At 48.3% G+C, this 24,363-nt stretch carries 21 protein-coding genes; 16 read left to right on the top strand and 5 right to left on the bottom strand.

The genetic code is table 11. The features are described from left to right. Position 1: 1 nt before the first annotated feature. From ACZMB2_RS07540 to ACZMB2_RS07575, 8 genes are all read left to right on the top strand, one after another. Positions 2 to 1,303: a bifunctional folylpolyglutamate synthase/dihydrofolate synthase gene (locus tag ACZMB2_RS07540; protein WP_487596234.1), complete on the top strand. Its 1,302-nt coding sequence runs from the start codon at positions 2 to 4 to the stop codon at positions 1,301 to 1,303. Then, on the top strand, positions 1,296 to 1,439 hold the full coding sequence (locus tag ACZMB2_RS07545; protein ID WP_308459406.1) for a hypothetical protein: 144 nt from the start codon (positions 1,296 to 1,298) through the stop codon (positions 1,437 to 1,439). Before ACZMB2_RS07540 ends, ACZMB2_RS07545 begins: the two co-directional genes overlap by 8 nt. A gap of 13 nt (positions 1,440 to 1,452) precedes the next feature. Then, a complete protein-coding gene (locus ACZMB2_RS07550) occupies positions 1,453 to 2,811 on the top strand; it encodes a tetratricopeptide repeat protein (protein WP_487596235.1) in 1,359 nt (452 codons plus the stop codon). 109 nt (positions 2,812 to 2,920) lie between these two features. After that, positions 2,921 to 3,235 (top strand): anti-sigma factor antagonist, encoded by a 315-nt coding sequence (locus tag ACZMB2_RS07555; protein ID WP_487596236.1) that lies wholly within the window; start codon positions 2,921 to 2,923, stop codon positions 3,233 to 3,235. Further along, positions 3,235 to 3,657 (top strand): anti-sigma F factor, encoded by a 423-nt coding sequence (gene spoIIAB / locus ACZMB2_RS07560; RefSeq protein WP_487596273.1) that lies wholly within the window; start codon positions 3,235 to 3,237, stop codon positions 3,655 to 3,657. Before ACZMB2_RS07555 ends, spoIIAB begins: the two co-directional genes overlap by 1 nt. A 5-nt stretch (positions 3,658 to 3,662) precedes the next feature. Then, positions 3,663 to 4,406, top strand: a complete 744-nt coding sequence (locus ACZMB2_RS07565; protein WP_487596237.1) for a SigF/SigG family RNA polymerase sporulation sigma factor — start codon at positions 3,663 to 3,665, stop codon at positions 4,404 to 4,406. Positions 4,407 to 4,412: 6 nt separating this feature from the next. Continuing rightward, the gene (locus ACZMB2_RS07570; protein WP_487596238.1) at positions 4,413 to 5,093 is read left to right on the top strand and encodes a stage V sporulation protein AA; all 681 of its coding nucleotides are present in this window, start codon (positions 4,413 to 4,415) and stop codon (positions 5,091 to 5,093) included. Further along, positions 5,083 to 5,496 carry a stage V sporulation protein AB gene (locus ACZMB2_RS07575; protein WP_487596239.1) on the top strand — a complete coding sequence of 138 codons (414 nt, stop codon included), beginning with the start codon at positions 5,083 to 5,085 and terminating at the stop codon, positions 5,494 to 5,496. Before ACZMB2_RS07570 ends, ACZMB2_RS07575 begins: the two co-directional genes overlap by 11 nt. On the opposite strand, the gene ACZMB2_RS07580 is transcribed toward ACZMB2_RS07575, so the two are convergent. The 3 genes from ACZMB2_RS07580 to spoVAD are packed head-to-tail and all read right to left on the bottom strand — an operon-like array spanning position 5,493 to position 8,883. Next, on the bottom strand, positions 5,493 to 7,346 hold the full coding sequence (locus tag ACZMB2_RS07580) for an ABC-F family ATP-binding cassette domain-containing protein (protein WP_487596240.1): 1,854 nt from the start codon (positions 7,344 to 7,346) through the stop codon (positions 5,493 to 5,495). The genes ACZMB2_RS07575 and ACZMB2_RS07580 overlap by 4 nt on opposite strands. Before the next feature lie 44 nt (positions 7,347 to 7,390). Next, on the bottom strand, positions 7,391 to 7,849 hold the full coding sequence (locus ACZMB2_RS07585) for a SpoVA/SpoVAEb family sporulation membrane protein (protein ID WP_487596241.1): 459 nt from the start codon (positions 7,847 to 7,849) through the stop codon (positions 7,391 to 7,393). After that, positions 7,846 to 8,883, bottom strand: coding sequence for a stage V sporulation protein AD (spoVAD, locus tag ACZMB2_RS07590; protein ID WP_487596242.1), 1,038 nt, complete (start codon positions 8,881 to 8,883; stop codon positions 7,846 to 7,848). Before spoVAD ends, ACZMB2_RS07585 begins: the two co-directional genes overlap by 4 nt. A gap of 227 nt (positions 8,884 to 9,110) precedes the next feature. On the opposite strand from spoVAD, the gene ACZMB2_RS07595 reads away from it, so the two are divergent. The 4 genes from ACZMB2_RS07595 to relB all read left to right on the top strand — a co-directional run bounded on the left by ACZMB2_RS07595 (position 9,111) and on the right by relB (position 17,230). Next, positions 9,111 to 9,689, top strand: a complete 579-nt coding sequence (locus tag ACZMB2_RS07595; RefSeq protein WP_487596243.1) for a zinc dependent phospholipase C family protein — start codon at positions 9,111 to 9,113, stop codon at positions 9,687 to 9,689. Positions 9,690 to 9,816: 127 nt separating this feature from the next. Next, the gene (gene addB, locus ACZMB2_RS07600; RefSeq protein WP_487596244.1) at positions 9,817 to 13,212 is read left to right on the top strand and encodes a helicase-exonuclease AddAB subunit AddB; all 3,396 of its coding nucleotides are present in this window, start codon (positions 9,817 to 9,819) and stop codon (positions 13,210 to 13,212) included. Next, complete coding sequence (addA, locus tag ACZMB2_RS07605; RefSeq protein WP_487596245.1) at positions 13,209 to 16,790, top strand: helicase-exonuclease AddAB subunit AddA; 3,582 nt, start codon at positions 13,209 to 13,211, stop codon at positions 16,788 to 16,790. The genes addB and addA overlap by 4 nt, the downstream gene beginning before the upstream one ends. Positions 16,791 to 16,885: 95 nt before the next feature. Beyond that, a complete protein-coding gene (gene relB / locus ACZMB2_RS07610; RefSeq protein ID WP_487596246.1) occupies positions 16,886 to 17,230 on the top strand; it encodes a type II toxin-antitoxin system RelB family anti-toxin in 345 nt (114 codons plus the stop codon). A 40-nt stretch (positions 17,231 to 17,270) separates the two neighbouring features. Here the strand turns inward: relB and ACZMB2_RS07615 are convergent, their stop codons facing one another. Further along, positions 17,271 to 18,050 carry a polysaccharide deacetylase family protein gene (locus ACZMB2_RS07615; protein WP_487596247.1) on the bottom strand — a complete coding sequence of 260 codons (780 nt, stop codon included), beginning with the start codon at positions 18,048 to 18,050 and terminating at the stop codon, positions 17,271 to 17,273. Positions 18,051 to 18,515: 465 nt separating this feature from the next. Between ACZMB2_RS07615 and ACZMB2_RS07620 the strand changes: the two genes are divergently transcribed. The 3 genes from ACZMB2_RS07620 to ACZMB2_RS07630 all read left to right on the top strand — a co-directional run bounded on the left by ACZMB2_RS07620 (position 18,516) and on the right by ACZMB2_RS07630 (position 22,616). Next, a complete protein-coding gene (locus ACZMB2_RS07620; RefSeq protein ID WP_487596248.1) occupies positions 18,516 to 19,898 on the top strand; it encodes a citrate/2-methylcitrate synthase in 1,383 nt (460 codons plus the stop codon). 137 nt (positions 19,899 to 20,035) lie between these two features. After that, entirely contained in the window at positions 20,036 to 20,983 is a 948-nt protein-coding gene (locus tag ACZMB2_RS07625) for a glycosyltransferase family 2 protein (protein WP_487596249.1), read from the top strand. After that, positions 20,973 to 22,616: a DUF6020 family protein gene (locus ACZMB2_RS07630; RefSeq protein ID WP_487596250.1), complete on the top strand. Its 1,644-nt coding sequence runs from the start codon at positions 20,973 to 20,975 to the stop codon at positions 22,614 to 22,616. Before ACZMB2_RS07625 ends, ACZMB2_RS07630 begins: the two co-directional genes overlap by 11 nt. A 29-nt stretch (positions 22,617 to 22,645) precedes the next feature. Here the strand turns inward: ACZMB2_RS07630 and ACZMB2_RS07635 are convergent, their stop codons facing one another. Further along, positions 22,646 to 22,864 carry a hypothetical protein gene (locus tag ACZMB2_RS07635; protein WP_487596251.1) on the bottom strand — a complete coding sequence of 73 codons (219 nt, stop codon included), beginning with the start codon at positions 22,862 to 22,864 and terminating at the stop codon, positions 22,646 to 22,648. Between the two features lie 153 nt (positions 22,865 to 23,017). On the opposite strand from ACZMB2_RS07635, the gene glnA reads away from it, so the two are divergent. Continuing rightward, a complete protein-coding gene (gene glnA / locus ACZMB2_RS07640) occupies positions 23,018 to 24,346 on the top strand; it encodes a type I glutamate--ammonia ligase (RefSeq protein ID WP_487596252.1) in 1,329 nt (442 codons plus the stop codon). Positions 24,347 to 24,363: the final 17 nt, after the last annotated feature.

A 24,363-nucleotide genomic window follows, 5' to 3' on the forward strand; every position in this document is an offset into this window, starting at 1 on the left:
CATGACATACGAAGAAGCAGAGAGCTATATTAACGATACACCTAAATTTACAAAGAAAAATACATTGGAAAACACACGGATGGTTCTGGACGCCATGGGTCATCCGGAGCGTAAGATGAAGTTGATTCATGTGGCAGGTTCCAATGGAAAAGGGTCCGTATGTGCATATCTGTCTTCTATCTTAAAAGCTGCGGGAAAAGAGGTGGGACTGTTCACCTCTCCGCATCTGGTAAAGATCAATGAGCGGTTCAAGATCAATGAGGAGGATGTATCCGACGAACTGTTCCTGGAAGCTTTTGAAGGAGTGATGGATCTGGTTCGTCAGCTTTTAAAAGAAAAGCCGGAGGAGTTTGCTCATCCCACCTTTTTTGAATTATTATTTCTTATGGGTATCTACATTTTTGATAAAGCCCATATGGAATATGTAGTGTTAGAGACCGGTCTTGGTGGACGCTTCGATGCCACCAATGTGATTGAAAAACCGCTGGTCAACGTGATTACCTCCATCAGTCTGGAACATACGGAATATCTTGGAGATACCTATGCAAAGATTGCAGGGGAAAAGGCAGGCATTATCAAAGAAGGCTGCCCGGTCGTCTATGACGGAACCAGGAAGGATGTGGAAGAAGCCATTCTTAAGAAGGCTTCCGAGATGCATGCGAAGGCTTATGCCATCCGTCCGAACATGTATAAAATTTTGATGAACACCCAGAAAACGATTGATTTTTCAATGGATACTGGGTATTATGAACCTATGAACGTGTCCATCGACACTGTTGCAGAGTACCAGGTGATGAACGCAATGGAGGCTGTGACAGCGGCACTGGTGATGGATGTGGGACTGACAGAAACGGATATTCACAGCGGTATGAAGAATATGCGCTGGGAAGGGCGTATGGAGCCGGTGCTTCCGGGCGTGATTCTGGACGGCGCGCACAATGATTCCGGAATTGAGGAATTTGTGAAGACAGCCAGACAGCTTGGAAAAGATACCAAAGTGACGCTGTTGTTTTCCTGCGTCAGTGACAAAGACTACGATGGCATGATCAGGACCATCTGTGAGGAGATTGCTTTTACAGAGGTCATTGTCACAGAGGTAGGTGCTTACCGCATGGTTCCGGCAGAGAAGCTTGGCAGTATTTTCCGGAAATATACAAAGCAGCCCGTCACGGAGATTTCTTCCGTGGAAGAGGCATTTGACGAAGCATATGCCCGCAAAGGAGACGGAATCCTGTTCTGTGTAGGTTCCCTGTATCTGGTGGGAAGTCTGAAAGAGATATTAAGGAGTCGAAAAAATGCTTGACTTTGAAGAAGAATTAAAGAAATTTCATCCGAGCCTGGAGATTGATCAGGTAGAGGAAAATGTGTATAGCAACAATCTGGCAGATGTGACAGATCTGATAGATGAGATGTTGAAGGAAATTAAGGATCGTCGATAGAAAAGGTGAATATATGAAATGTTTTAACTGTGGAGCGGACCTTAAAGATTCCGAGTACTGCAGCCAGTGTGGCGCAGATGTGAAGCTTTACAGCAGAATGCTGAAGCTTTCCAACGCATACTACAATGAAGGACTGGAGAAAGCAAAGGTACGCGACCTGTCGGGAGCAGTGCTGGCCTTACGGGAAAGTCTGAAGATCAATAAAAAGAATACCAATGCAAGAAACCTTCTGGGACTTGTCTACTTTGAGATGGGTATGGTAGTGGATGCACTGACTCAGTGGATTATCAGCCGCAGTTTCCAGAGCACGAAAAATATGGCGGACAAGTATATTGAGGCAGTTCAGAATAATCCGGCACAGCTGGACAGTATCAATACCAGCCTGCGTAAATATAATCAGGCGTTAGTATACTGTCAGCAGGAGAGTTATGATCTGGCCATCATTCAGCTGAAGAAAGTACTTTCCGTCAATGGAAAGCTGTTGGACGGACATCTGCTGCTGGCACTTCTCTATATGAAGACGGAAAATTTGAGCCGTGCGAAGGCAGAACTGAAAAAGGTACTGGCTGTGGACTGTACCAATACAAAAGCACTGCGTTACATGCAGGCACTGGATCAGCAGACGGTGGAAGAAAAGCCCCAGGAAGAAGATGCCAACAAAGACGCCATTGCCTATACCAGAGGAAATGAGACCATTATCCAGCCGGTAGGCGTAAAAGATAATTCCGGATTCCATGCAGTGCTTAATGTAGTTATCGGTGTGGTGATTGGTGTAGCAGTCATGGGACTTCTCATCATGCCGGCGCTCCAGAGCAAGAAGAGCGGGGAGCTGAATAAGGCAGTGGCAGAGTACAGTGATCAGGTGGATGCCAAATCCGCAACGCTGGACAGCCTGCAGGCAGAAAATGATTCTCTTAAAAAACAGAATGAAGAAGCAGCGAAGGCAGCCAGCGAAGCAGCTGACAAAGTAAGCAGTTATGAAGAACTGTTAAAAGCTTATGCCTCCTATTCTTCCGGTGATTCGGCAGCAGCCCTGCAGCAGCTGGAAGCCATCAATCAGGATACCCTTTCTGATGATGCGAAGACCCTGTACAGTTCTGTATTCAGTGAAGTAGGAGTAACCGCAGTCAAAGATCTTTATAAGACTGGATATGACGCATATCAGAAGGGTGATTATGCAACTGCCATTGAAGATCTTGGAAAATGCTATGAACTGGATAATACTCAGGGAGACGCCCTGTATTTCCTGGCAAGATCCTATCATAAATCCGGGGATACAGAGAATGCGAAGACCTATTATCAGAAGGTCGTCGATGAGTTCCCCAACACGAAAAAAGCAACAGATGCAGCAGGTCTGATGACCGGGCTGTAGAAGATAAATACCCTGAGGAGAGGGACGCTATAATGAAAGTCATTATGGCGTCCTTTTTCTTTACCCAAAACCAGGAACGAACACAAAAAAGAAAGGAGCAGACTGCTGTATGGAACTGCTGGAACGAAAAGGAATCCGGTTAATTGTGCACCTGCCGGAGGAGGTGGATCATCATCATACAGAAGAAATCCGGAGAAAAGTGGATGCTGTGATTCGGAAGGAACCGGTAGACGAGGTGGAATTTGATTTTTCGGGGACGGAATTTATGGACAGTGCGGGAATCGGAATGATTTTTGGACGTTATCAGATGCTGAAGGCGCTGAATGGCCGCATTGTGTTAAGTCATATGAACAGCAGGATTGACCGGGTACTGGAACTGTCCTGTATCCGAAATTATATTCCGCTGGAGAAGGAGGAGAAATGATGAAGAATGAAATGACGCTGGCATTTGACAGCATCTCGGAAAATGAAGAATTTGCGCGGGTAACGGTGGCAGCTTTTGCATCCCAGTTAAATCCCACGCTGGAGGAAGTGGCGGATATCCGAACTGCGGTATCGGAAGCGGTGACCAATGCAATTATCCATGGTTACCCAGAAGGGATACATACCATTGTGCTGCGGGTCCGTATGGAGAACCAGCAGCTGGAAGTCTGGGTGATTGATGAGGGCGTCGGCATTGCAGATATTTCCAGAGCTATGGAACCACTCTATACCAGCCGTCCGGATCTGGAGCGTTCCGGCATGGGCTTTATGTTCATGGAAGCATTTATGGACGAGGTGAAGGTAGAATCGTCACCGGGCATGGGAACAACTGTCTATATGAAGAAGCAGATCATGAGCAGGTAGTTGCGATGGAAGAAACGATGGCTCTGATTGAACGGTCACACCATGGGGATAAAGAGGCCAGAGATCGTCTGGTGCAGGAGAACATGGGACTGGTCTGGAGTATTGTCCGCCGCTTTACCGGACGGGGAACGGATACGGAGGATTTATTTCAGATCGGAGCAATGGGATTAATCAAGGCAATTGATAAGTTTGATCCCTCGTTTCAGGTAAAATTTTCCACCTATGCGGTGCCGATGATTGCCGGGGAAATCAAGCGGTTTCTTCGGGATGACGGCATGGTGAAGGTGAGCCGCACATTGAAGGAGAACAGCTGGAAAGTCAAAAGAGCGGAAGATCAGTATTTACAGAAAAAAGGGAAGGATCCTACGGTGGGGGAACTGGCGGAACTGACCGGGCTGACACCGGAGGAGGTTGTCCGGGCGGCAGATTTTGGTGTGGAGGTGGAATCCATCTATAAAACCATTCCCCAGAGTGACGGGAGTGAGGTATGTCTGTTGGACCGACTGGGGAGCGGGCATCAGGAAACAGAGAGTGTGCTGGACCATCTGGTGCTTTTGCAGCTTCTGGAAGAGCTGCCGGAGGCAGATCGGAAGCTTATCAAGATGCGTTATTTGCAGGATCAGACACAGGCGGAGGTGGCAAGAAATCTGGGTGTCTCCCAGGTGCAGGTAAGTCGTCTGGAAAAGAAAATCTTAAGGGAGATGAGGAAACATTTTAAGGAAGAAAACGCAGTGGATCATGGTGCATAAAACCCTATGAATCTGCGCATACTTGTGGATAAATGTAATAAAAAGAGAGGCGCGAAAACCATGAGGGGGATGCTGTATCTGAAAATAGACCGGAATAACCAGGTGAGTCATGCGGATGTGAGACTTGGAGATGTGGCGAAGCTGGAATGTGTGGATGCTTCTGTGAAAAACAGGCTGAAGACCATGAAGCTTCTGAAAATTCAGGCACAGAAAAGTGACCGCTATGTGTTTTCTGTTATGAAAGTGATCGAGCAGATCCATGAAATCTACCCGGAACTGGAAATCCAGAATCTGGGGGAGACCGATTTTATCATTGAATATGAGTCACCAGACTATGCAAAGGACAGATTTAACACGCTGAAGGTGGCAGTCTTATGTATTCTCATTTTTTTCGGGTCCGCTTTTTCCATTATGGTGTTCAATAACGACGTGGGAGTGGATGAGGTATTTGCACAAACCTATCAACTGTTTACCGGCAGGGAATCGGACGGTTATACGGTCATGGAACTGGGATATTCCATTGGTATTGCTGTGGGCATCATTGTATTTTATAACCATTTTGGCGGAAAGCGGATTACGAAGGATCCGACGCCCATGGAAGTACAGATGCGTCAGTATGAGGATGATGTGAATACCACACTGGTAGAAGGTTGTAACCGAAAGGAGACGAACATCGATGTGGACTGAATGGTTTCTTGGATTTCTGGGACTGACCAGTGGAATGGCGGTGGCAGGAGGTATGTTTGCCCTGTTGATTGCCCTTGGTGTGGTGGTGCGCTTTGCAGGAAAGACTCACACGGCCCGGGCGGTGATGCAGTATGAGGATGCCGCTGCCCTGGGCGGAATTCTGGGAAATCTCTTCAGTATCTATCAGTTTCATCTGCCGGTTGGAGTTCCGGGAGCAGCAATTTTTGGATTTTTGTCCGGTATTTTTACCGGAGCCTGGGCCATGGCCCTAACGGAGATTGTGGATGCGGTTCCTATTTTCAGTCGGAGAATCCGCTTAAAAAAAGGAATGCCAGCGCTCATTCTTGCCATGGCGCTGGGGCGTTCCTTCGGTGAATGGGTTCATGCATATTATGGATATTAGGAAGATTGGGGATGAAATTCTTCCCACTTTTCATACCAGGTAAGACAGCATTCCGTATATTTGAGACGAAGTGCTTCTTCCTGACATGTCCAGGCGAGGGCTGCCTCCGGGTCACTCCAGCTTAAGTATTCGTCGTAAGTATTCCAGTGCTGTTCCAGTTCTGCCTGAAGCGCTTCCACTGGTTCCAAGGCCAGACGGAGCTGCCAGTCTTCGTAGGCCCGTTCCGTATCCGGTTCCCGGAGACGGTGCCGTTCCGGCAAGGGGACGCTCTGAAGGCCACTGATAAGCGCCTGCTCTTCTGCCCGGATACAGGCACTCATGTCCTGTCCGGATTCTTTTTCTTTCCGTTCCAGATAATGCTCATATCCAAAGGGATAATAGAAGACGGACTGCTCATCAAAAATGAGCAGGGATTCGGCTACCTGCCGGATAAAATACCGGTCATGAGAGACGAAGAGCAAGGTTCCTGTATATGCACGGAAAGCAGATTCCAGCGTCTCTTTGGCAGGAATATCCATATGGTTGGTGGGTTCATCCAACACCAGAAAATTCGGGCGGCTCTGCAATAGTTCGGCCAGAACCAGGCGGGATTTTTCACCACCGGAGAGGGTACTCACTTTTTGGGATGCATGTTTCCCGGAAAAAAGAAAAGCCCCCAGTGTCTGACGGACTTCCTTTTCAGTAAGTGCCGGGAATAGCTGGTGAAAATGATTTGCCACAGACAGATCAGAAGTGAGGGAAGCCGTCTGCTGGTCAAAATATCCCAGTAATACGTTAAGTCCCAGACTGCAGGTTCCGTCCACTGGGGGAAGCAGTCCGGCGGCAGTCTTTAGAAAGGTAGATTTTCCGGCTCCGTTGGGGCCGATGATCCCAATCTTCTGTCCCCGGCGGATGCGAAGGGAAAGCTCCAGTAAAGCTTTGTTTTCGTAACCGATTTTCAGGTGCTCTGCCTCCAGAACCCATTTAGCGCTGCGGATCTCCGGATCCAGCGCACCGGTGAAGAGATGAGCTTCTCCGACAGATGGCTTTTCTATCTTTGGCATCCGTTCGAGAATCTTTTTCCGGGATCTGGCAAAGGCGGCTTTTTTGGGCTTGTGCTTGAACCTCTCAATGAGTTCTTCCAGGCGCTGTATTTCCTCCTGCTGCTGGCGGTATGCTTTTTCCTGAATGACCAGGTTTTTGGCGCGCTGCTCTTTATAGGAAGAATAATTTCCCGCGTAGCGGACCAGCTTCTGATGGTCAAATTCATAGATGGTATCTGCAGTCCGGTCAAGGAAGAACCGGTCGTGGGAGACGATAACGGCTGCATGGGAATACTGTTTCAGATAGGATTCCAGCCATTCTACGGTCTCTACATCCAGATGGTTGGTGGGCTCATCCAGAAGGAGGATATCCGGCTGGGTGAGGAGAAGCCGGATCATGGCAATCTTGGTCTGTTCCCCACCGGAAAACTGGGAAAGCTTCTTTTTCTTATCTTCTTTCTGAAAACCAAATCCGGTGAAGATACGGTCGTATTCCTGTTCCCAGGTGAACCGCTCCCGATCCCATTTATCCGGACATGGACAGGTCTTTAATAACTCTTCCTCTACGGTTTCGGAGACATCAGAAAAAGCCTGCTGGCTGAGCAGACCAATGGTCAGCCGGCGGGTGGTCCTGATCCCGGCAGAGGCGCTTTTGTCATCCCGGTCAAGGGAGAGCTCCCCGGCCAGCAGCCGGAGAAGCGTCGTCTTTCCGCAGCCGTTTTTTCCAACAACGGCAATTTTTTCATTTCCACGTATTTCAAAATCAAAATGTGACAGAACCACCTGGGTTCCGGCACTTAAAGTTCCATCCTGAATCTGTAACAGCATTTGGGTATCTCCTGTATTTCTGCCATCACTATAGCAGAACCCTGTCAGGATTGCAAGAAGCGGAAGAACCAGTAGAGGAGTCCCAGAACCCAGGAAGTAAGCACACCGTACAGGATGACAGAACCGGCAATGGTGAAGATTTTGGCACCGATGCCGAAGACCTGCCCTTCCTTTTTGTATTCGATAGCGGAAGAAGCAACGCCATTGGCAAAACCGGTGATGGGAACCAGGGCGCCGGCACCGCCCCATTTGGCAATGAGCGGATAGATACCGAATCCCGTGAGCAGGACACTGACAAGAACCAGAAGAATGGAGCACCAGGTTCCGGCTGCTTCCTGCTCAAGTCCCAATGCCATGCCTGCATTCTGGAGAAGCTGTCCGAGAAGACAGATGATTCCGCCTGTGAGAAAGGCCTTTCCCATTTCCAGAGGAAGGGAATGGGTAGGCGTTATCTCTTTTACATATTTCTGATATTCTTTTTTCTGATCTTCACTAATACTCATGGAAATTCTCTCCTTTCCAGAATGACAGCATGGGCAATGCCGGGGATAGTCTGTCCTTCGTTAAAGCTTACCTTGGACATAAGTGCTCCGGTAGGAACCAGAAGAACCCGGTTCCAGACACCACGAAGCATCTGAGGCAGGATATAGGCAGCAAGGGTGGCGGCTGCACAGCCGCAGCCGGAACCGCCTGCATGGGTGTCCTGAGTCTGACTGTTATAGATCAGGATGCCGCAGTCATCATGGCGGTCCTTAAGATCAATGCCCCGGTCCATGAGCAGATCCTTTAAAATAGTCTGGCCTACACTTCCCAGGTCACCGGTAATAATCTGGTCATAGTCTTTTGGAGTACGGCCGGTATCCTTCAAGTGCTGGTAAATGGTATCGGCGGCAGCGGGTGCCATGGCAGCACCCATGTGCATGGAGTCTTTCACACCGTAATCCACAATCCTTCCTGTGGTAATTCCGGTAATCTGCACGCAGGATTTACCGGGAATCCCGGTAAAACAGGAAGACAAAAGGAAAGCTCCGGAACCGGTAACCGTCCAGGTGGTGGACAAAGGACGCTGTCCTGCATAGTCCAAGGGAAAACGAAATTCTTTTTCGGCGCTGGCAAAGTGACTGGAGGTCAGAGCCAGGGCATAATCGGCATAACCGCCGTTTATAGCCATGGAAGCAAGAGCCAGGCTTTCACCGCAGGTGGAGCAGGCACCATAGAGTCCAAATAGTGGAATCTGCAGTTCCATAATACCGTAGGAAGTGGCAATGCCCTGAGCCAGCAGATCCCCGGCAAAGAGATAGCGGATCTGCTCTTCCTGGATGCCGGATTTCTCTATAACTTTCCGGGCGGTACGGAGCTGCAGTTCACTCTCTGCTTCTTCCCATGTATTTTTCCCGAATTTCGGATCTTCTTCAATATAATCGAAAAGATGTCCCAGGGGACCATCACCTTCTTTTTTTCCCACAATGGAAGCCGCTTCCATGATGTATGGCGGTCTTTCGAATAAAAGTGAGGATCTTCCTGCCATCTGTGTCATTTTATGCGCTCCTTTCCCAACATTGTTTTGACGAAATCTGCCGTCACATCCAGCAAACCTGTTAAAAACAGTGTTTTCCGCATCTGGGGAAAATATACATGCACATAAAAATTAACAAAAGTTGAACTTTCTGTTAACTTTGAAAAAAATCGTGCAAAACACAGAAAAGTATGCTATACTATCAAAGGTTTTGAGTTAACAGGAAGATTCACAATGGAGGAGTGTTCATGAGAAAAAAATCACATCTTAGTCTGGCAGGTTTTCTGGTACAGGGAATGGACAATGAGGTCCTGAGCCGCAGATGGAGATCCTTTTATCTGGGAAATATTCTTCCGGATTGTAAGCCTTCTTTCGTGACGGTGCGTCATGAATATGACAAAACCTTTGATCTCATGGCAGAGATGTTAAGAGCTCTGGCAGAGGAAGACGGATACTGGTCCATGGATACTGCGCAGTATATGAGGGATCTGGGACAGATCGTTCATTATATAGCGGATTATTTTACTTATCCGCACAACACTCATTTTCCAGGAAATATCAAGGATCACTGTGTCTATGAGGAGCATTTAAAGCATGGGCTCCGCGCCTATATCCGGGAAGGGAAAGCGGTATTTTACACGGGCAATACCCGTAGGATGCGTTCCGTGGATGAGATTCTTGCCTACATCCGGGAGGAACATGAAGCATATATGTCTGCACCGCGCAGCGTGGAAGACGATTGTGCATACATTACCAGAGTCAGCTCACAGGTACTGGCTGCACTTCCGCAGTTTGCGGCAGTTCCGGTGATGGCATACGCAGGTTAATGGAGAAAAAAGAACAACAAAGAGCCGGGACGTTCGGAAGATGCCGCAGAAGGCAGATATTCCGGACGGTTCCGGCATTTTTTGTCGTATGATTGTATAGAAATCAAAGAAAGATCCGGAGGTAGATATGGCGTTACAGCTGATTCTGGGAAATTCCGGTGCCGGAAAATCCCACTATATGTTTGAAAAAATGATCCACCAGTCTATGGAGGAGCCTGGGCGGCAGTTTTTTGTCATTGTGCCGGAGCAGTTCACTATGCAGACCCAGAAGGATCTGGTAGGGATGCATCCGCGCCATGGCATTATGAACATTGATGTCTTAAGCTTTGAACGCCTGGCTCACCGTATTTTTGAGGAAGTAGGAGGGGAACACCGGAAGATTCTGGAGGATACCGGTAAAAATATGGTGCTCCGCAGGCTGGCAGAGGAGAATAAGGACCGCCTGACTCTTCTGGGCGGAAATCTGAAAAAGCTGGGTTATATTACCGAGGTGAAATCCCTCCTGTCCGAGTTGGTGCAGTACCGGATTGGTTCGCAGGATCTGGAACAGATGATGGCGCAGAATCAGGACAACCCGCAGTTATACTATAAACTGCAGGATATGAAACTGATCTATGAAAGCTTTGAGGAATATTTATCCCATACGTATTTAACGGCGGAACAGCTGCTGGAAGCGCTGGAAGAGACGGTGGAGCGCTCAGATTCCATAAGGGACAGTGTGATTGTGCTGGACGGGTATACCGGATTTACTCCGGTGCAGTTAAAGCTTCTGGGAAAATTATTGCGTCTTTCCTCGGAGGTATATGTGGCGCTGACTCTGGACAATGAAGAAGATCCCTTTATTTCCGGCGGTGAGCATCAGCTCTTCTATCTGACCAAGAAGACCATCCGGGATCTGTGCCGGACAGCGGAAGAAGCAGGGATAACGGTCAGAAAACCGCTGATATTGGGTGGAGACCATGTATGGCGCTTTGACCATGCCCCGGCTCTTGGATTCTTGGAACACCGGATCTTCCGCCATGGAAGGGAATTCTGGGGTGAACCGACAGATCAGCTGACCCTCTATGCGGCCCGCTCGCCCAGAGCGGAAGCGGAGGAGATCGGCTGCGAGATTCTGAAAAAAGTAAGGGATCAGGGATTCCGTTACCGGGATCTGGCAGTGGTGACCGGTAATCTGGAAGTCTATGGTCCGCTGATGGAGCAGACCTTTGCCCGGCTTGGCATTCCGGCCTTCATTGACCGGAAGCGGGATGTATTAAAAAATCCTTTTGTGGAGTTTGTGAGGGCGCTGCTGGCGGCGGTGCAGGAGGATTTTTCCTACGAGTCCATGTTCCGACTGCTGCGAAGTGGGATGACCGGTGTCACCATGGAAGAGACAGACCGGCTGGAAAATTATGTGCTGGCCAGAGGTATCCGGGGAATTTCCGGATGGAAGAAAGAATGGCGCTATCCTCTCAAAGGGATGGAAGAGGAAGAACTTTCCGAGCTGAATGAATTGAGGCAGCGGGCGCTTATTGGGCTTCAGGATTTGAGGAGCGTGCTCACTAAGAAGGACACCGATGCAGAAACCATGAGCCGTGCCCTCTACGGCTATATTGCCGAACTTGGCATTCAGGAAAAATTAAAAGCAAGGAAAGAGGCATTTGAAGCAGAAGGAAATTTAAGTCTGGCAAAAGAATATGACCAGATTTACGGCATGATCATGGAACTTTTGGATAAGCTGGTGATGCTTCTTGGAACCTGTGTCATGAGTCTGGAAGAATATGCGGAGCTTCTGGATGCAGGGCTTTCCGAGCTGAAAGTAGGACTCATTCCTGCAGGAACCGATCAGGTGGTGGTCGGTGATATGGAGCGAAGCCGATTGAAAGATATCCGGGTGCTGTTCTTTACCGGAGTTAATGAAGGAAATGTGCCGAAGGAGAAGAGCCGGGGCGGTCTGCTTTCGGAAATGGACCGGGAGATTCTGGCATCCCAGGAGGTGGAGCTGGCGCCTACGTCCAGACAGGAGACCTGTATTCAAAAATTTTATATGTATATGAGTCTGACCATTCCGTCGGAAGAACTGCATCTTTCCTGGAGCCTGGCCGATGCAGACGGTAATGCACTGCGGCCTTCCTATCTCATTGCATCCATGCAGGAGCTGTTTCCGAAGGTGGAGGTTAGAACCGATAGAGACAGGGAGCTTCTGGACCGTCTGTCGGTGCCGGAGGGAAACCTTCCGGAACTGACGGAGGCATTACAGGCAGCCAGGGAAGGAGAACCTTCCCCGGAGCAGAAATCACTGCTCCGCTGGTATGGGGAACAGCCTGCCTGGCAGGAAAAGCTGGAACGGCTTATGGATGCAGTCTTTTACCGGAGAGAAGAAGATCCCATTGGAAAGGCTGCGGCAAGAGCACTCTATGGAACACTCCTGGAAGGCAGTGTCACCCGGCTGGAACAGTTTGCAGCCTGTGCCTATGCACATTTTCTTCAATACGGATTAAGGCTGCAGGAACGGGAAACCTATGGTCTGCAGGCCATTGATATGGGAAATGTATTTCATGATGCACTAAAATATTTTTCCGATACGGTGGAAAAAAGTGAGTATGGCTGGTTCCGTGTGCCGGAAGACAAACGGACGGAATGGATGGAACAGGCGTTGGAACGGGCACTGGAATCCTGCGCAGAAAAAGGACTGACAGAGCAGGCATCGGATGCCTATGTGGTGGAACGCATGAAACGGATCGGTCAGCGCACGGCCTGGGCATTTCTGGAACAGTTGAAAAAGGGCACCTTTCTGCCGGAACAAACGGAGGTTTCCTTCCGAAATCTGGAACAGCTGTCCAGCGTATCTCTTCTTCTGTCGGAGGAAGAGCGTATGCGCCTGCAGGGAAGAATTGACCGGATTGATGTGTGCCGGGAGGAAGGAAATCTCTACGTCCGGGTGATTGATTATAAGAGCGGTGCACAGCGGTTTGACCTGACCAGTATTTACTATGGACTGCAGCTGCAGCTGGCAGTCTATTTGAATGCTGCTATGGAGCTGGAACAGCGGAATGGTGTGGAGACGGTGCATCCGGCAGGCATGTTTTACTATCATATTCAGGATCCCATGCTGGATTACGAAGAGGAGGAGGATCCGGCATTACGGATTTTAAAGGAGCTGGCATTTAATGGCATTGTCAATGGGGATCCGGAGATTATAAAGCGGATGGACAAGGAGGCAGAGAGTGGATCCTCCCTTCTGCCGGTACGGTTCAAAAAAGGCGGTGGCTACAGTGCCTCTTCTTCCGTGGCGGAAGAGGATCAGCTGCTGCGTCTGTCCCGTCATGTGAAACGAAAATTATCCCGGTACGGGGAGGAGATTCTGAATGGAAATATCAGTCTTTCGCCCTATGAACTGCGGGAGGAGGATGCCTGCAGATTCTGCAGTTACCACAGTGTCTGTGGCTTTGACAGCAGACTGGAGGGCTGTGAGAAGCGGCAGCTGGAACCGCTGGAAAAGGAAGAAATCTGGAAGAAACTAGAGGAGGAAGAGTCATGAGCGTCACCTGGACGGAAGAGCAGAAACAAGTCATAGAGACCAGAAATACCAATCTGCTTGTATCAGCGGCAGCAGGTTCCGGCAAGACGGCGGTGCTGGTAGAACGGATTCTTTCTCTGATTACGGATCCGGAGCATCCGGTGGATGTGGACCGGCTGCTCATTACTACCTTTACTAAAGCAGCAGCCGGGGAAATGAAAGAGCGAATTGGAAAAGCACTCAACGACCGGCTGAAGGAAAATCCGGGAAATGAATGGCTCCAACGGCAGGAGTCTTTGGTACACCGGGCGCAGATTACTACCATTCATGGCTTCTGTCTGTATGTGATCCGCAATTATTTTCATATCATCGACCTGAATCCTAATTTCCGGATTGCGGATGAAGGAGAGATGAAACTTCTAAAACAGGATACGGCAAAAGAGATTCTGGAAGAAGCTTATGAGAAAAAAGATCCTGCATTTTTAAAATTTGCGGACAGCTATGGGAGCGGCAACCGGGGAAGCGGTCTGGAAGAGATGATTCTGGGACTTTATGAATATGCGGTTGCCAGTCCTCAGCCGATGCGTTGGCTGACCCATTGTGCAGATGTCTATGAGATACCGGAGGAGGGAAGCTGGAAGGACTTTGCAGGTCAGGAAGAGGTTTTAAAGGAACTGAAACTGACGGCGGGGGATTGTCTGTTCGAGATCAGAAAAGCAAGAGTTCTGTGCCGGGTGCCGGGAGGACCGGAACCGTACGAGCCGGTGCTGTTGGCAGATGAAACGATGATTCATGAACTGGCAGATTGTCAGGATGTGGGGCTGTTCCGGGAAAAATGGGAACAGTTGTCCTACGGAAGACTGCCAAGCCGACGGGCCAAAGCCATGGCAGATGCGGACGAGGAACTCTGTGACCGAATTATGTCCATAAGAAATGAGGTGAAAGACCTCTTAAAAGGACTGGGAAAACAGTATTTTCAGATCTCGGATGAGGAGCAGTTCCGGCAGCTGCGGGAGACAAAGGAAAATGTGGCGGCCTATGCGGATCTGACCCTCTCTTTCCTGAATCGCTTGAATGAGAAGAAGCGTAAGAAAAATATCCTGGATTTTGCGGATCAGGAGCATCTGGCATTGCAGATTCTTACGAGGGAAAAGGACGGGCGTCTGGTGCCATCAGAGACGGCGGATATTTTTGCCGATTATTTTGAAGAGATTATGGTGGATGAGTATCAGGATTCCAACCTGGTGCAGGAAGCTATTTTGAACAGCATCTCCAAAAGCCGGAAAGGGCGGGACAACCGTTTTATGGTAGGCGATGTGAAGCAGAGCATTTATCGGTTCCGTCAGGCGGAACCGGGCTTATTTCTCGGAAAATATGCGGCCTACGTAGAAGAAAATGGCGGTGTCTGCATTGATCTGCACCGGAATTTCCGAAGCCGGGGAGAAGTTCTTTCTCCGGTCAATGAAGTGTTCGGCAGAATGATGAGACCGGAATTGGGCGGCATTCTCTATGATGAGGATGCGGCCCTGAAGGAAGGCGCTGCCTATCCGGAAGCGGATGGAAACGGTGCGGAGATCCTTCTGCTTCAGAAAGAAGACTGGGAAAGTTTCCGGAAGGAGTGCAGGTGGAGCAAGGCGGAAGCGGAAGCCCATCTCATTGCATTCCGTATTCGGAAACTGCTGCAGAGCGGCATGGTAACCGATCACGGAACTCTGCGTCCGGCAGAGATGGGGGATATCGTTATTCTGCTTCGTACGATGTCCGGCTGGAGCGAGACCTTTGTGCGGGTGCTGCAGGAGGAAGGAATCCCTGCCAGCGCCCAGTCCAGGGAAGGGTATTTTCAAACCATGGAGGTGGAGACGCTGCTTGCTTATCTAAGAGTGCTGGATAATCCTACTCAGGAAATTCCTCTGGCAGCAGCTCTTCACGGACTGCTGGGCGGCTTCTCCTCGGCAGATCTGGCTGCGATCAAAGCAGAACACCCGGAGAAAAGCTTTTTAAAAGCATGTCAGCAGTATCGGCTGGAAGGAACCGATGAAAAAAGAAGAACTGCCATTGATGACTTTTTCCGGCAGATAGAGCATTATCGGGAATTATCCTCTTATACATCCGTGCATGAGCTTTTGTGGATGATTCTGACGGAGACGGGTTATCTTGATCAGATTCGCGCACTTCCCGGCGGCGTGCAGCGGCTTGCCAATGTGGAAATGCTGCTGGCCAAGGCGCAGGATTATGAGAAGATCAGTTATCATGGACTCTTTCACTTTGTCCGGTATATTGAACGGATGCAGAAATACCAGATGGATTTCGGCGAGGCAGATATTTCCGGCAGCGGAAAAGCAGCGGTACAGATCATGAGTATCCACCACAGTAAAGGGCTGGAGTTTCCCATTGTGTTTGTGGCTGGTATGGGAAAGAGTTTTAACCGGCAGGAAAGCCGGGATAAAATGGTCTTTCATAACCGTTGGGGCGTGGGAATTGATTACGTGGATCTGGAACACCGGATGAAACGCCCGGCGCTCATTAAGCAGCTGATCCGCAGACAGAATCTGTTAAGCGGTTTTGGGGAAGAACTGAGGGTGCTGTATGTAGCCATGACCCGTGCCCGGGAGAAGCTGATCCTGACCGGTATGATTGATGAGAAGACGGATGCAGAGGCGCGGACAGGGGAACCGCTGCTTTTTTCCCAACTGTTGGGAGCCAAATGCAGTATGGAGTGGATCCTTCTGGCACTGAATCCAAAACCGGAGCAGAGTGGATTTGCAGTGGAACAGATTTCCATGGAAGCACTGCTCAAGGAATCAGTGACGCAGCAGATGGCGGAATTTGTCTCCAGGGATGATCTGGAGCGGATGCTGGTCTATGGTTCTGTGGATCCGGAGCTTTACAGCGAGGTGGAGAAGCGGCTTTCCTGGGATTACGCCTGGAAAGACCGAACGGCAGTCCGGCAGAAATACAGTGTTACGGAGCTCAAAAAGCTGCGGTTATCCTCGGAGGATGATCCGGCGGAGGAACTGTATCGCGAGAAAGAGGCAGTTCCGATTCTGCCCCATTTTATAGAGCAGACGGAGGAGAAGACAGGAGCGGCCAGAGGTACGGTATATCATACGGTCATGCAATGGATGGATTTTGCGAAAATTCTGAAAGCAGAGGATTCTGCAGAGGCAGTTCGTCAGGAACTTGATCGTCTGACAGCGGCAGGAAAGCTGGCGGAGGAAGACAGAAGCTGTATCTGGCCGGCAGATTTTGTGCGGCTGGTGAAAAGCGGGCTGGTCAGACGTCTGGCAGAAGCGGAACAGCGAAAAGAACTTTATAGAGAACAGCCTTTCGTCATCGGACTGCCTGGTGACCAGGTGGATGGTTCGGATCCGGAAGAAACGGTGCTTATCCAGGGAATGATTGATGCATTCTTCTATGAAGAGGATGAGATTGTGGTCGTGGATTATAAGACGGATCATGTAGGCTGCCCGGAAGAACTGGTGGAACGGTATCGACAGCAGCTTCAGTATTATGAGCAGGCCCTTGCCATGGTTACCGGAAAGAGGGTAAGAGAACGGCTTATTTATTCCTTTGCCCTCGGAAAACTGATTCCTGTCTGATACGCGTTTACGCGAAATTAGAGTATTCTGATACACGGTATCAAGATAAGACAGCAGGGAAATAATAGTACCATATCTGTATTGGAGGATATGGTATGCAGAACAGAATCAGGGAATTGAGGGAAGAACGAGGCATGAATCAGGAAGCCCTGGCTGGACTTGTAGGGGTATCACAGCAGAAAATCAGCAAGGTAGAACGAAATACAGACTCATTGGGAATTGATCTCCTGATTGAGATTTCTGATTATTTTGAAGTGACGACAGACTATCTTCTTGGCCTGTCCGATGAGAAACGGGGGTCCGTACAAGAACGGCAGTTTCACAGAAAAATGGATGAATATCAGGAGTTGATTCGTCTGTATGAAAGTCTTAGCTCGAATAATAAAAAGATGGTACTGTCACTGATGAAGGCCATGAAGAAAATAGAAGAAGAAACGTAAATACACCGGCTGTTCCTGGTTGAGAACGGCCGGTGTTTCTTTATGATGAGGGAGAATTTCTCGGAAACTGCCGCCCCTCATGATCCATTTCATAATTGTCTGTATAAATCAATTCAGAGATGGGAACCAGTTCATAGCCCTTCTCCTGCAGACCTTCAATGACGCGGGGAAGGGCATCCTTTGTATATTTAGCACCGTTGTGCATGAGGACGATGGAGCCGTTGCCCAGGTGCTTGTGATCTAATACTCGTGAGACAATGGCATCCGCACCGTAATCCTTCCAGTCGAGAGAATCCACATCCCACTGGATCACGTGATAACCCATGTCATTGGCAGCTTCGATAAGGGTATCATTATAGTCACCATAGGGTGGGCGGAAAAGAGTCATATCCTGCCCGGTCAGCTCCTTTACCTTGTCATGAACCAGCTGCAGCTCCAACCGGCATTCCGATGCACTGAGCTGGGACATCTGCTTGTGATTTTCGCTGTGATTTCCCAGATCATGTCCGTCCGCAGCAATGGCTTTTACATCGTCTGGATAGGAAGAGACCCATCCGCCGGTCATGAAGAAGGTGGCGTGTATTTGATGCTCTTTCAGAATCGATAAAAGTTCTGCAGTATCGTCATTGCCCCAAGCTGCGTCGAAGCTTAAGGCTACTTTGGGCTTTTCTGTGCTGACGCAATAGATGGGAAGTTTCTTATTTTCAATGGATGCAGAGGCAGGAACGGCCGGGGAGCGGGATAAGAAAAAGCTGCCTGCAAGGGCAATGATAAGGCATAATGACAGAGAAAGCAGGTTCTTCCTGTGAAATAATTTCATATACTTACTCCCGAGAGAGGCTCTTGATAATGAGTGTATGATGAAAAACAGAAGAATATGACGACTAACCGATAAGAATAGCTGACGCATCAGCTGTGGGTCTATATGAAAATGGTGCCCATATTAGTTCCTGTTTTTATTTACTTTAACAAGCTTTTTCAAGTGGAATGGGCCAGAATACCAGGTGTTAGAGAAAAAGTTCCTTGTTTTTTGAAAATGGCAGGAATTTTTTAGAGCAAGTTGGATCGGAGACCCACGGAAGAAATTGAACAAGATGGGGGCAGATCCCAAGGGAAGAGATCGAGCATCCAGGGTTAAAGTCTAACGGCAAAGGTCAGGCACATTCCGCCTGCCCTTTTTCTACAGAAAACGCTTGAATTTATAACTCCTATTCGTTATAATAGAATCCAATATGAATACATGTATACAAAATATTGCCTTACGCAAGGATGGGATGTGACGAAGATGAGCAATGTTACCATGATGGAGTTATCGAAAGAGCTGGATGAGCAGTTTGATCGTCTGTTGAATGAATGTATGGTGTCAGGCGAGATTGATCAGGAGTTATATACAGAGTATGACGTAAAGCGAGGACTGCGTGATGCCAATGGTAAAGGTGTACTGACAGGTCTTACCGAGATTTCCGATGTCCTTTCTTATAAGAGTGTGGATGGCAAGAAGATGCCGGCAGATGGTGAACTTTATTTCCAGGGATATAATGTAAAGGATCTGATTGCCGGATTTGAAGACCGCAGGTATGGATTCGAGGAAACAACCTATCTTCTGTTGTTCGGAAGTCTGCCAACACCGAAACAGCTTAGAAGCTTTGTCCGTATTATCAAGAGTCTTCAGGAACTGTCCGGACAGTTCCTTCGGGATGTGGTTATGAAGGCAACCAATAAGAATCAGATGAATGCACTGCAGAGATGTATTCTGACGTTGTACTGCTATGATGCGAACCCGGATGAAGTGACGGTGCCCAATGTATTGCGCCAGTCCCTGCAGCTCATTGCAAAGATGCCGCAGATTGCTGTTCATTCCTATTGTGCTTACCGGCATTTCCATGCGGATGATACACTGGTCATCCGTCTTCCGAATAAAGAGATGTCTATTGCGGAAAATATTCTTCAGATGCTTCGCCCGGATGGAGAGTTCACGGAGCTGGAAGCAAAGGTATTGGATGTGGCGCTGGTGCTGCATGCAGAACACGGTGGTGGTAACAACTCCACATTTACCAACCATGTTGTTACTTCTTCCGGAACCGATACCTATTCTGCAACGGCAGCTTCCATTGCATCCTTAAAAGGTCCCCGTCATGGTGGTGCCAACCTGAAAGTGCAGCAGATGTTTGCGGATATCAAGGAACATTGTCCGGATTATGAGGATGAAAAGACGCTGACCCAGTATCTGGAAGATATGCTGGATAAGAAAGTATTTGATAAATCAGGACTCATCTATGGTATGGGACACGCCGTCTATACCTTGTCCGACCCTCGTGAAGTCATTCTGAAAGAGTATGCGAAACGTCTTTCCGAAGAAAAAGGCATGCAGCGGGAGTATGGGCTCTATGAGAGAGTGGAGCGTCTGGCAGGGGAGGCTATTGCGAAAAAGCGTCATCTGTTTAAGCCTATTTGCGCCAATGTGGATTTCTACAGTGGATTTGTATATTCCATGCTTGGAATCCCGGAGGAACTTTATACGCCGATTTTTGCTATTTCCCGTATTTCCGGCTGGAGTGCACACCGACTGGAGGAAGTTGTCAATAATGGTAAAATTATTCGTCCGGCATATAAATATGTAGGCCATCACCGCGGGTACATTGCACTGGATGATCGTAAGGAAGTGTAAGGAAATAGGATTGCGTTCATGATACGGATGTGCTACAATCGAAGAAAATAATATTCAAAAGAGACATCGTCAGGACCGGATTTGCACCTGCAAGGGACAAACCCGGTCTTGTGGTGGTTTCCAGGGAGAAAGAGAGCTTGGATAAGATAGCAGTTTTAATTCCGTGTTATAATGAAGAAAAGACGGTAGAAAAGGTAGTAAGAGATTTCCGTGAAGTACTTCCGGAAGCCGTGATCTATGTATATGATAATAATTCTTCTGACCGGACGGTAGAGTTGGCCCAAAGGGCAGGCGCTGTCGTTCGCCATGAGTATTTGCAGGGAAAGGGAAATGTTATCCGCAGAATGTTCCGCGAGATTGATGCGGAGGTGTATATTATGACGGATGGCGATGATACCTATCCGGCGGAGTTTGCCAGGGAGATGGTGGACAAGGTGCTGTATCATCAGTCCGATATGGTGGTAGGCGACCGCCTTTCCTCCACATATTTTACGGAGAATAAACGCCCGTTCCACAATTTTGGCAATTCACTGGTACGCAGCACGATTAATAAGCTGTTCCATACAGAGATCAAGGATATTATGACCGGGTATCGTGCATTCAGTTATCAGTTTGTAAAGACATTCCCGGTACTGTCCAAGGGATTTGAGATTGAGACAGAGATGACTATCCATGCAGCAGATAAGAATATGCAGGTGGATAATGTAGTCATCGAATACCGTGATCGGCCGGAAGGCAGTGAGTCGAAGCTGAACACCTATTCTGATGGAGCAAAGGTACTGATGAGCATCGCGAAGCTTTACCGGAACTATAAACCGATGCACTTCTTTGGAATTCTGGCATTGATTCTAACTTTGATCAGCGTCGGATTTTTCCTGCCGGTGCTGGCAGAATATGTGACAACCGGACTGGTACCCAAATTCCCGACTCTGATGGTATGTGGTTTTACATTGCTGGCGGCTATCCAGTCTGTGTTTGCAGGCCTGATTCTGGCAGCAGGGGCACAGAGGAGCCGTCAGGAATTTGAGATGCATCTGATACAGGTAGACATGCGTTATAAGGAGCTTATGAAAGATGAAAGATAGATTCCGGAATACACTGGGAAATCTTCGTATCTGGATATTTGCATGTACAGGCGGCATAGTATTTGCCGCCTTTGATCGTTGCGGTTATATGTTGAAGCGTTATGGCTCTATCTGGGCCATATCGGAAAATCCTCTGCACAGGACCATTTTTCACCGGATTCTGCTGCGGCTCCCAGTTATGATTCTGGCGGTGCTGCTCTTGTTGATATTGTTGGATGCGATCAGAGAACGGCAGAAATGGAAAAAAGGAATCCGTAATATTCGCTGGGAAATCTTCTGCAGATGGAAATACTGGCCGTTTCTGATGTGGGGACTTTATTTTATAAGTTTTCTGCCTGCATTTTTGGGTGGTTTTCCCGGAATTTTTGCAGCGGATGCTCCAAATCAGATAGGATGGACATTTTCAGGATGGTTGACAGCACATCATCCGCTGCTGCATACAGGGATTCTCTGTGGAATTTTTTCTGTTGTGCGGAATTTCGGGGGCAGTGATAATCTGGCGGCAGCCATTTATTCCCTGCTTCAGATGGCGGCGCTGGCGGGGATTTTTGCCGGGATTTCCGGCTTTTTGAAAAAAGAACACGCACCTGTCTGGCTCCAGGTGGGAACGATTCTCTATCTTTGTCTTTTTCCATTCCATGGAATGATGGCGGTTTACACGACAAAAGACACCATTTTTGCAGGAATTTTTGTGCTGTGTGTTATTCGTATTTATCGCATGTGTACCCGACCGGAGGTGTGGCTGAATGGGGCAGTCAGAATTACAGAGACCGTGTTCTGGTTTGTCCTTTGTTTTCTGTTCCGGAATAATGGAATGCATACGTTATTGTTATGTGCGCCATTTCTGTTGCTTTTCTTGAAAGGATACAGAAAACAGGTGGCTGTAATTTTTATCTGTGTGTTTGCGGTCTATAGTTTTTATAATGGTCCCCTGTTCCAAATGCTTCATGCGGAACCCGGTAATAGCCGGGAGGCCTACAGCATTGTCATGCAGACCCTGGGACGTACTTATGTAAGCGGCGGGGAGATCACGGAGGAAGAGTGGCAGGTGATCCGTCCGGTGATGGATGAAGAGACGCTGGCTCAGTATATGCCGAACCTGTCTGACCCCATTAAAAATCAGTTTCATACAGATGCTTTTAACGAGGAAAAAGGAGCATTTCTAAAGGCGTGGCTTCAAATTGGCTGGAGAAATAAAAAGACATATATCGATGCATTTTTAAATACCACAGCGGCATTCTGGTATCCGGATACAGAGGAAGAATATCTGGATTTTGTCTGCTTCAATATTCAGAAGGACGATCCGAACTACCCCCATGTGGAGATGCAGCCGGTAAGTTCGTTTTTCTATCGGTATTACAAAGCCATCGGCAGTGATACGGCATTCCGGAATATTCCAGTGATCCGGGAACTGCTTTCTATGGGATTTTATTTCTGGCTTATGGTATTTGCAGCGCTTTATGTGATTTATCGAAAAGAATATGTGCGGCTTTTATGGATGCTGCCATTCTGGACGTATATGGGAACCAGTCTGTTGGGACCGGCGGCGCTGATCCGGTATAGCTATCCGCTGATGCTGGGAGCACCGGTAATTATTTATATGATGTTAAAGAAAAAGAAGACCAGGGCATAATGCGCTGGTCTTTTTCATCCGGTCAACCGTTACCGTCCGCAGTCTTCATAAGGAGGTCTCGGAGGTCTTGGCGGAGGAGGGCAGGGCGGTTCTGCGGAATTACATCCGCATCCGTTCTCCGGTCTGCCGCTGCAGAGCGGTTTTGGTTTGTCACATCCGCAGGACTGGTTTCCACAGGAATTGTATCTGCAGGAATTCCCACCGCCGCACCAGCACAGAAGCAGTAAAATCCAGATCCAACTGTTCATATCTTCAACTCCTTTCTGTTATAGACTATGCAGAAAGCCATTTCTTGACAAAAAAGGAATCAACTGCTATATTGCAAGTAAGAAACAAGGGCGTTTTCATCAGGTGAATTACGCCCTTTTATCATACTCAAAAATCAGAAAAGGAGCATGGAAATGAGATATACGAAGAAAGATATTCTGGAGATGGTAGAAGAAGAGGATGTGGAATTTGTCCGTTTACAGTTCACAGATCTGTTCGGCAATATGAAAAATGTGGCAATCACAGCCAGTCATCTGAAAAAAGCACTGGATAATAAAGTGATGTTTGATGGTTCTTCCGCAGAAGGATTTGTTCGTGTGGAAGAGAGTGATATGTATCTGTATCCAGATTACGGTACATTCGCAACATTTCCATGGAGACCCCAGCAGGGGAAAGTAGCCCGTCTGATCTGTGATGTGTATCGTCCTGACGGCACCTGCTATGAGGGAGATCCCCGGTATATCCTGAAAAAAGTGGTCAGCGAAGCAGCCGCCCTTGGTTATACCTTTAATGTGGGACCAGAGTGCGAGTTCTTCCTGTACCATGTAGATGATGATGGAATGCCGACTACCATCACCCATGAGCAGGCAGGATATTTTGATATGGGACCTCTGGACTTTGGAGAAAATGCCAGAAGAGATATGGTACTGACGCTGGAGGATATGGGATTTGAAGTGGAATCTTCCCACCATGAAAATGCGCCGGCACAGCATGAGATTGATTTCAAATATGACGAAGCACTGCAGACAGCAGATAACATTAGCACATTTAAGCTTGTGGTCAAAACTATCGCGAAGCGCCATGGTCTTCATGCAACTTTTATGCCAAAGCCGAAAAATGGTGTGGATGGTTCCGGTATGCATATTAACATGTCTCTATCCCGTGATGGCAGAAACATTTTCCAGGACAGCCATGATCCTAACGGACTGAGCCAGGAGGCATACTATTTCCTGGGAGGAATTCTGAAACATATCAAAGGAATGACGCTGATTTTGAATCCGCTGGTGAATTCCTATAAGCGTCTGATGCCTGGATACGAGGCACCGACCCATATTGCATGGTCAGGCAAAAACCGGACACCCCTGATCCGTATTCCGGCAACCCGCGGAGAGGAGACCCGAATCGAACTCCGTTCTCCGGATCCGGCATGCAACCCGTATCTGGCACTGGCAATCTGTCTTGCAGCAGGTCTTGACGGCATAAAGAATAAGATTGTTCCGCCGGATGCCATGGAAGGAAATATGCATCTGCTGACTCCGGAAGAACTGGAAGAACGCGGAATAGAAAGTCTTCCGAAGAACCTGCAGGAGGCAGTGGAGGAGTTTGAAAAGGATCCGCTGATGAAAGAAGTGCTGGGAGAGGAAGTCTGCGGCAAATATAGTATGGCGAAGAAAAAAGAATGGAACGATTATAATGCTACCGTATCTCAGTGGGAGATTGACAGTTATCTTCTGAGAATTTAGCCCCTTTTGTTATTTGA

It is taken from the genome of Hominiventricola sp., assembly GCF_057604405.1.

Bases quoted from the DNA above. Each gene is read 5' to 3' on its own strand.
- ACZMB2_RS07540 (WP_487596234.1), top strand. From the start codon at position 2: ATGACATACGAAGAAGCAGAGAGCTATATTAACGATACACCTAAATTT.
- ACZMB2_RS07545 (WP_308459406.1), top strand. From the start codon at position 1,296: ATGCTTGACTTTGAAGAAGAATTAAAGAAATTTCATCCGAGCCTGGAG.
- ACZMB2_RS07550 (WP_487596235.1), top strand. From the start codon at position 1,453: ATGAAATGTTTTAACTGTGGAGCGGACCTTAAAGATTCCGAGTACTGC.
- ACZMB2_RS07555 (WP_487596236.1), top strand. From the start codon at position 2,921: ATGGAACTGCTGGAACGAAAAGGAATCCGGTTAATTGTGCACCTGCCG.
- spoIIAB (WP_487596273.1), top strand. From the start codon at position 3,235: ATGAAGAATGAAATGACGCTGGCATTTGACAGCATCTCGGAAAATGAA.
- ACZMB2_RS07565 (WP_487596237.1), top strand. From the start codon at position 3,663: ATGGAAGAAACGATGGCTCTGATTGAACGGTCACACCATGGGGATAAA.
- ACZMB2_RS07570 (WP_487596238.1), top strand. From the start codon at position 4,413: ATGAATCTGCGCATACTTGTGGATAAATGTAATAAAAAGAGAGGCGCG.
- ACZMB2_RS07575 (WP_487596239.1), top strand. From the start codon at position 5,083: ATGTGGACTGAATGGTTTCTTGGATTTCTGGGACTGACCAGTGGAATG.
- ACZMB2_RS07580 (WP_487596240.1), bottom strand. From the start codon at position 7,346: ATGCTGTTACAGATTCAGGATGGAACTTTAAGTGCCGGAACCCAGGTG.
- ACZMB2_RS07585 (WP_487596241.1), bottom strand. From the start codon at position 7,849: ATGAGTATTAGTGAAGATCAGAAAAAAGAATATCAGAAATATGTAAAA.
- spoVAD (WP_487596242.1), bottom strand. From the start codon at position 8,883: ATGACACAGATGGCAGGAAGATCCTCACTTTTATTCGAAAGACCGCCA.
- ACZMB2_RS07595 (WP_487596243.1), top strand. From the start codon at position 9,111: ATGAGAAAAAAATCACATCTTAGTCTGGCAGGTTTTCTGGTACAGGGA.
- addB (WP_487596244.1), top strand. From the start codon at position 9,817: ATGGCGTTACAGCTGATTCTGGGAAATTCCGGTGCCGGAAAATCCCAC.
- addA (WP_487596245.1), top strand. From the start codon at position 13,209: ATGAGCGTCACCTGGACGGAAGAGCAGAAACAAGTCATAGAGACCAGA.
- relB (WP_487596246.1), top strand. From the start codon at position 16,886: ATGCAGAACAGAATCAGGGAATTGAGGGAAGAACGAGGCATGAATCAG.
- ACZMB2_RS07615 (WP_487596247.1), bottom strand. From the start codon at position 18,050: ATGAAATTATTTCACAGGAAGAACCTGCTTTCTCTGTCATTATGCCTT.
- ACZMB2_RS07620 (WP_487596248.1), top strand. From the start codon at position 18,516: ATGAGCAATGTTACCATGATGGAGTTATCGAAAGAGCTGGATGAGCAG.
- ACZMB2_RS07630 (WP_487596250.1), top strand. From the start codon at position 20,973: ATGAAAGATAGATTCCGGAATACACTGGGAAATCTTCGTATCTGGATA.
- ACZMB2_RS07635 (WP_487596251.1), bottom strand. From the start codon at position 22,864: ATGAACAGTTGGATCTGGATTTTACTGCTTCTGTGCTGGTGCGGCGGT.
- glnA (WP_487596252.1), top strand. From the start codon at position 23,018: ATGAGATATACGAAGAAAGATATTCTGGAGATGGTAGAAGAAGAGGAT.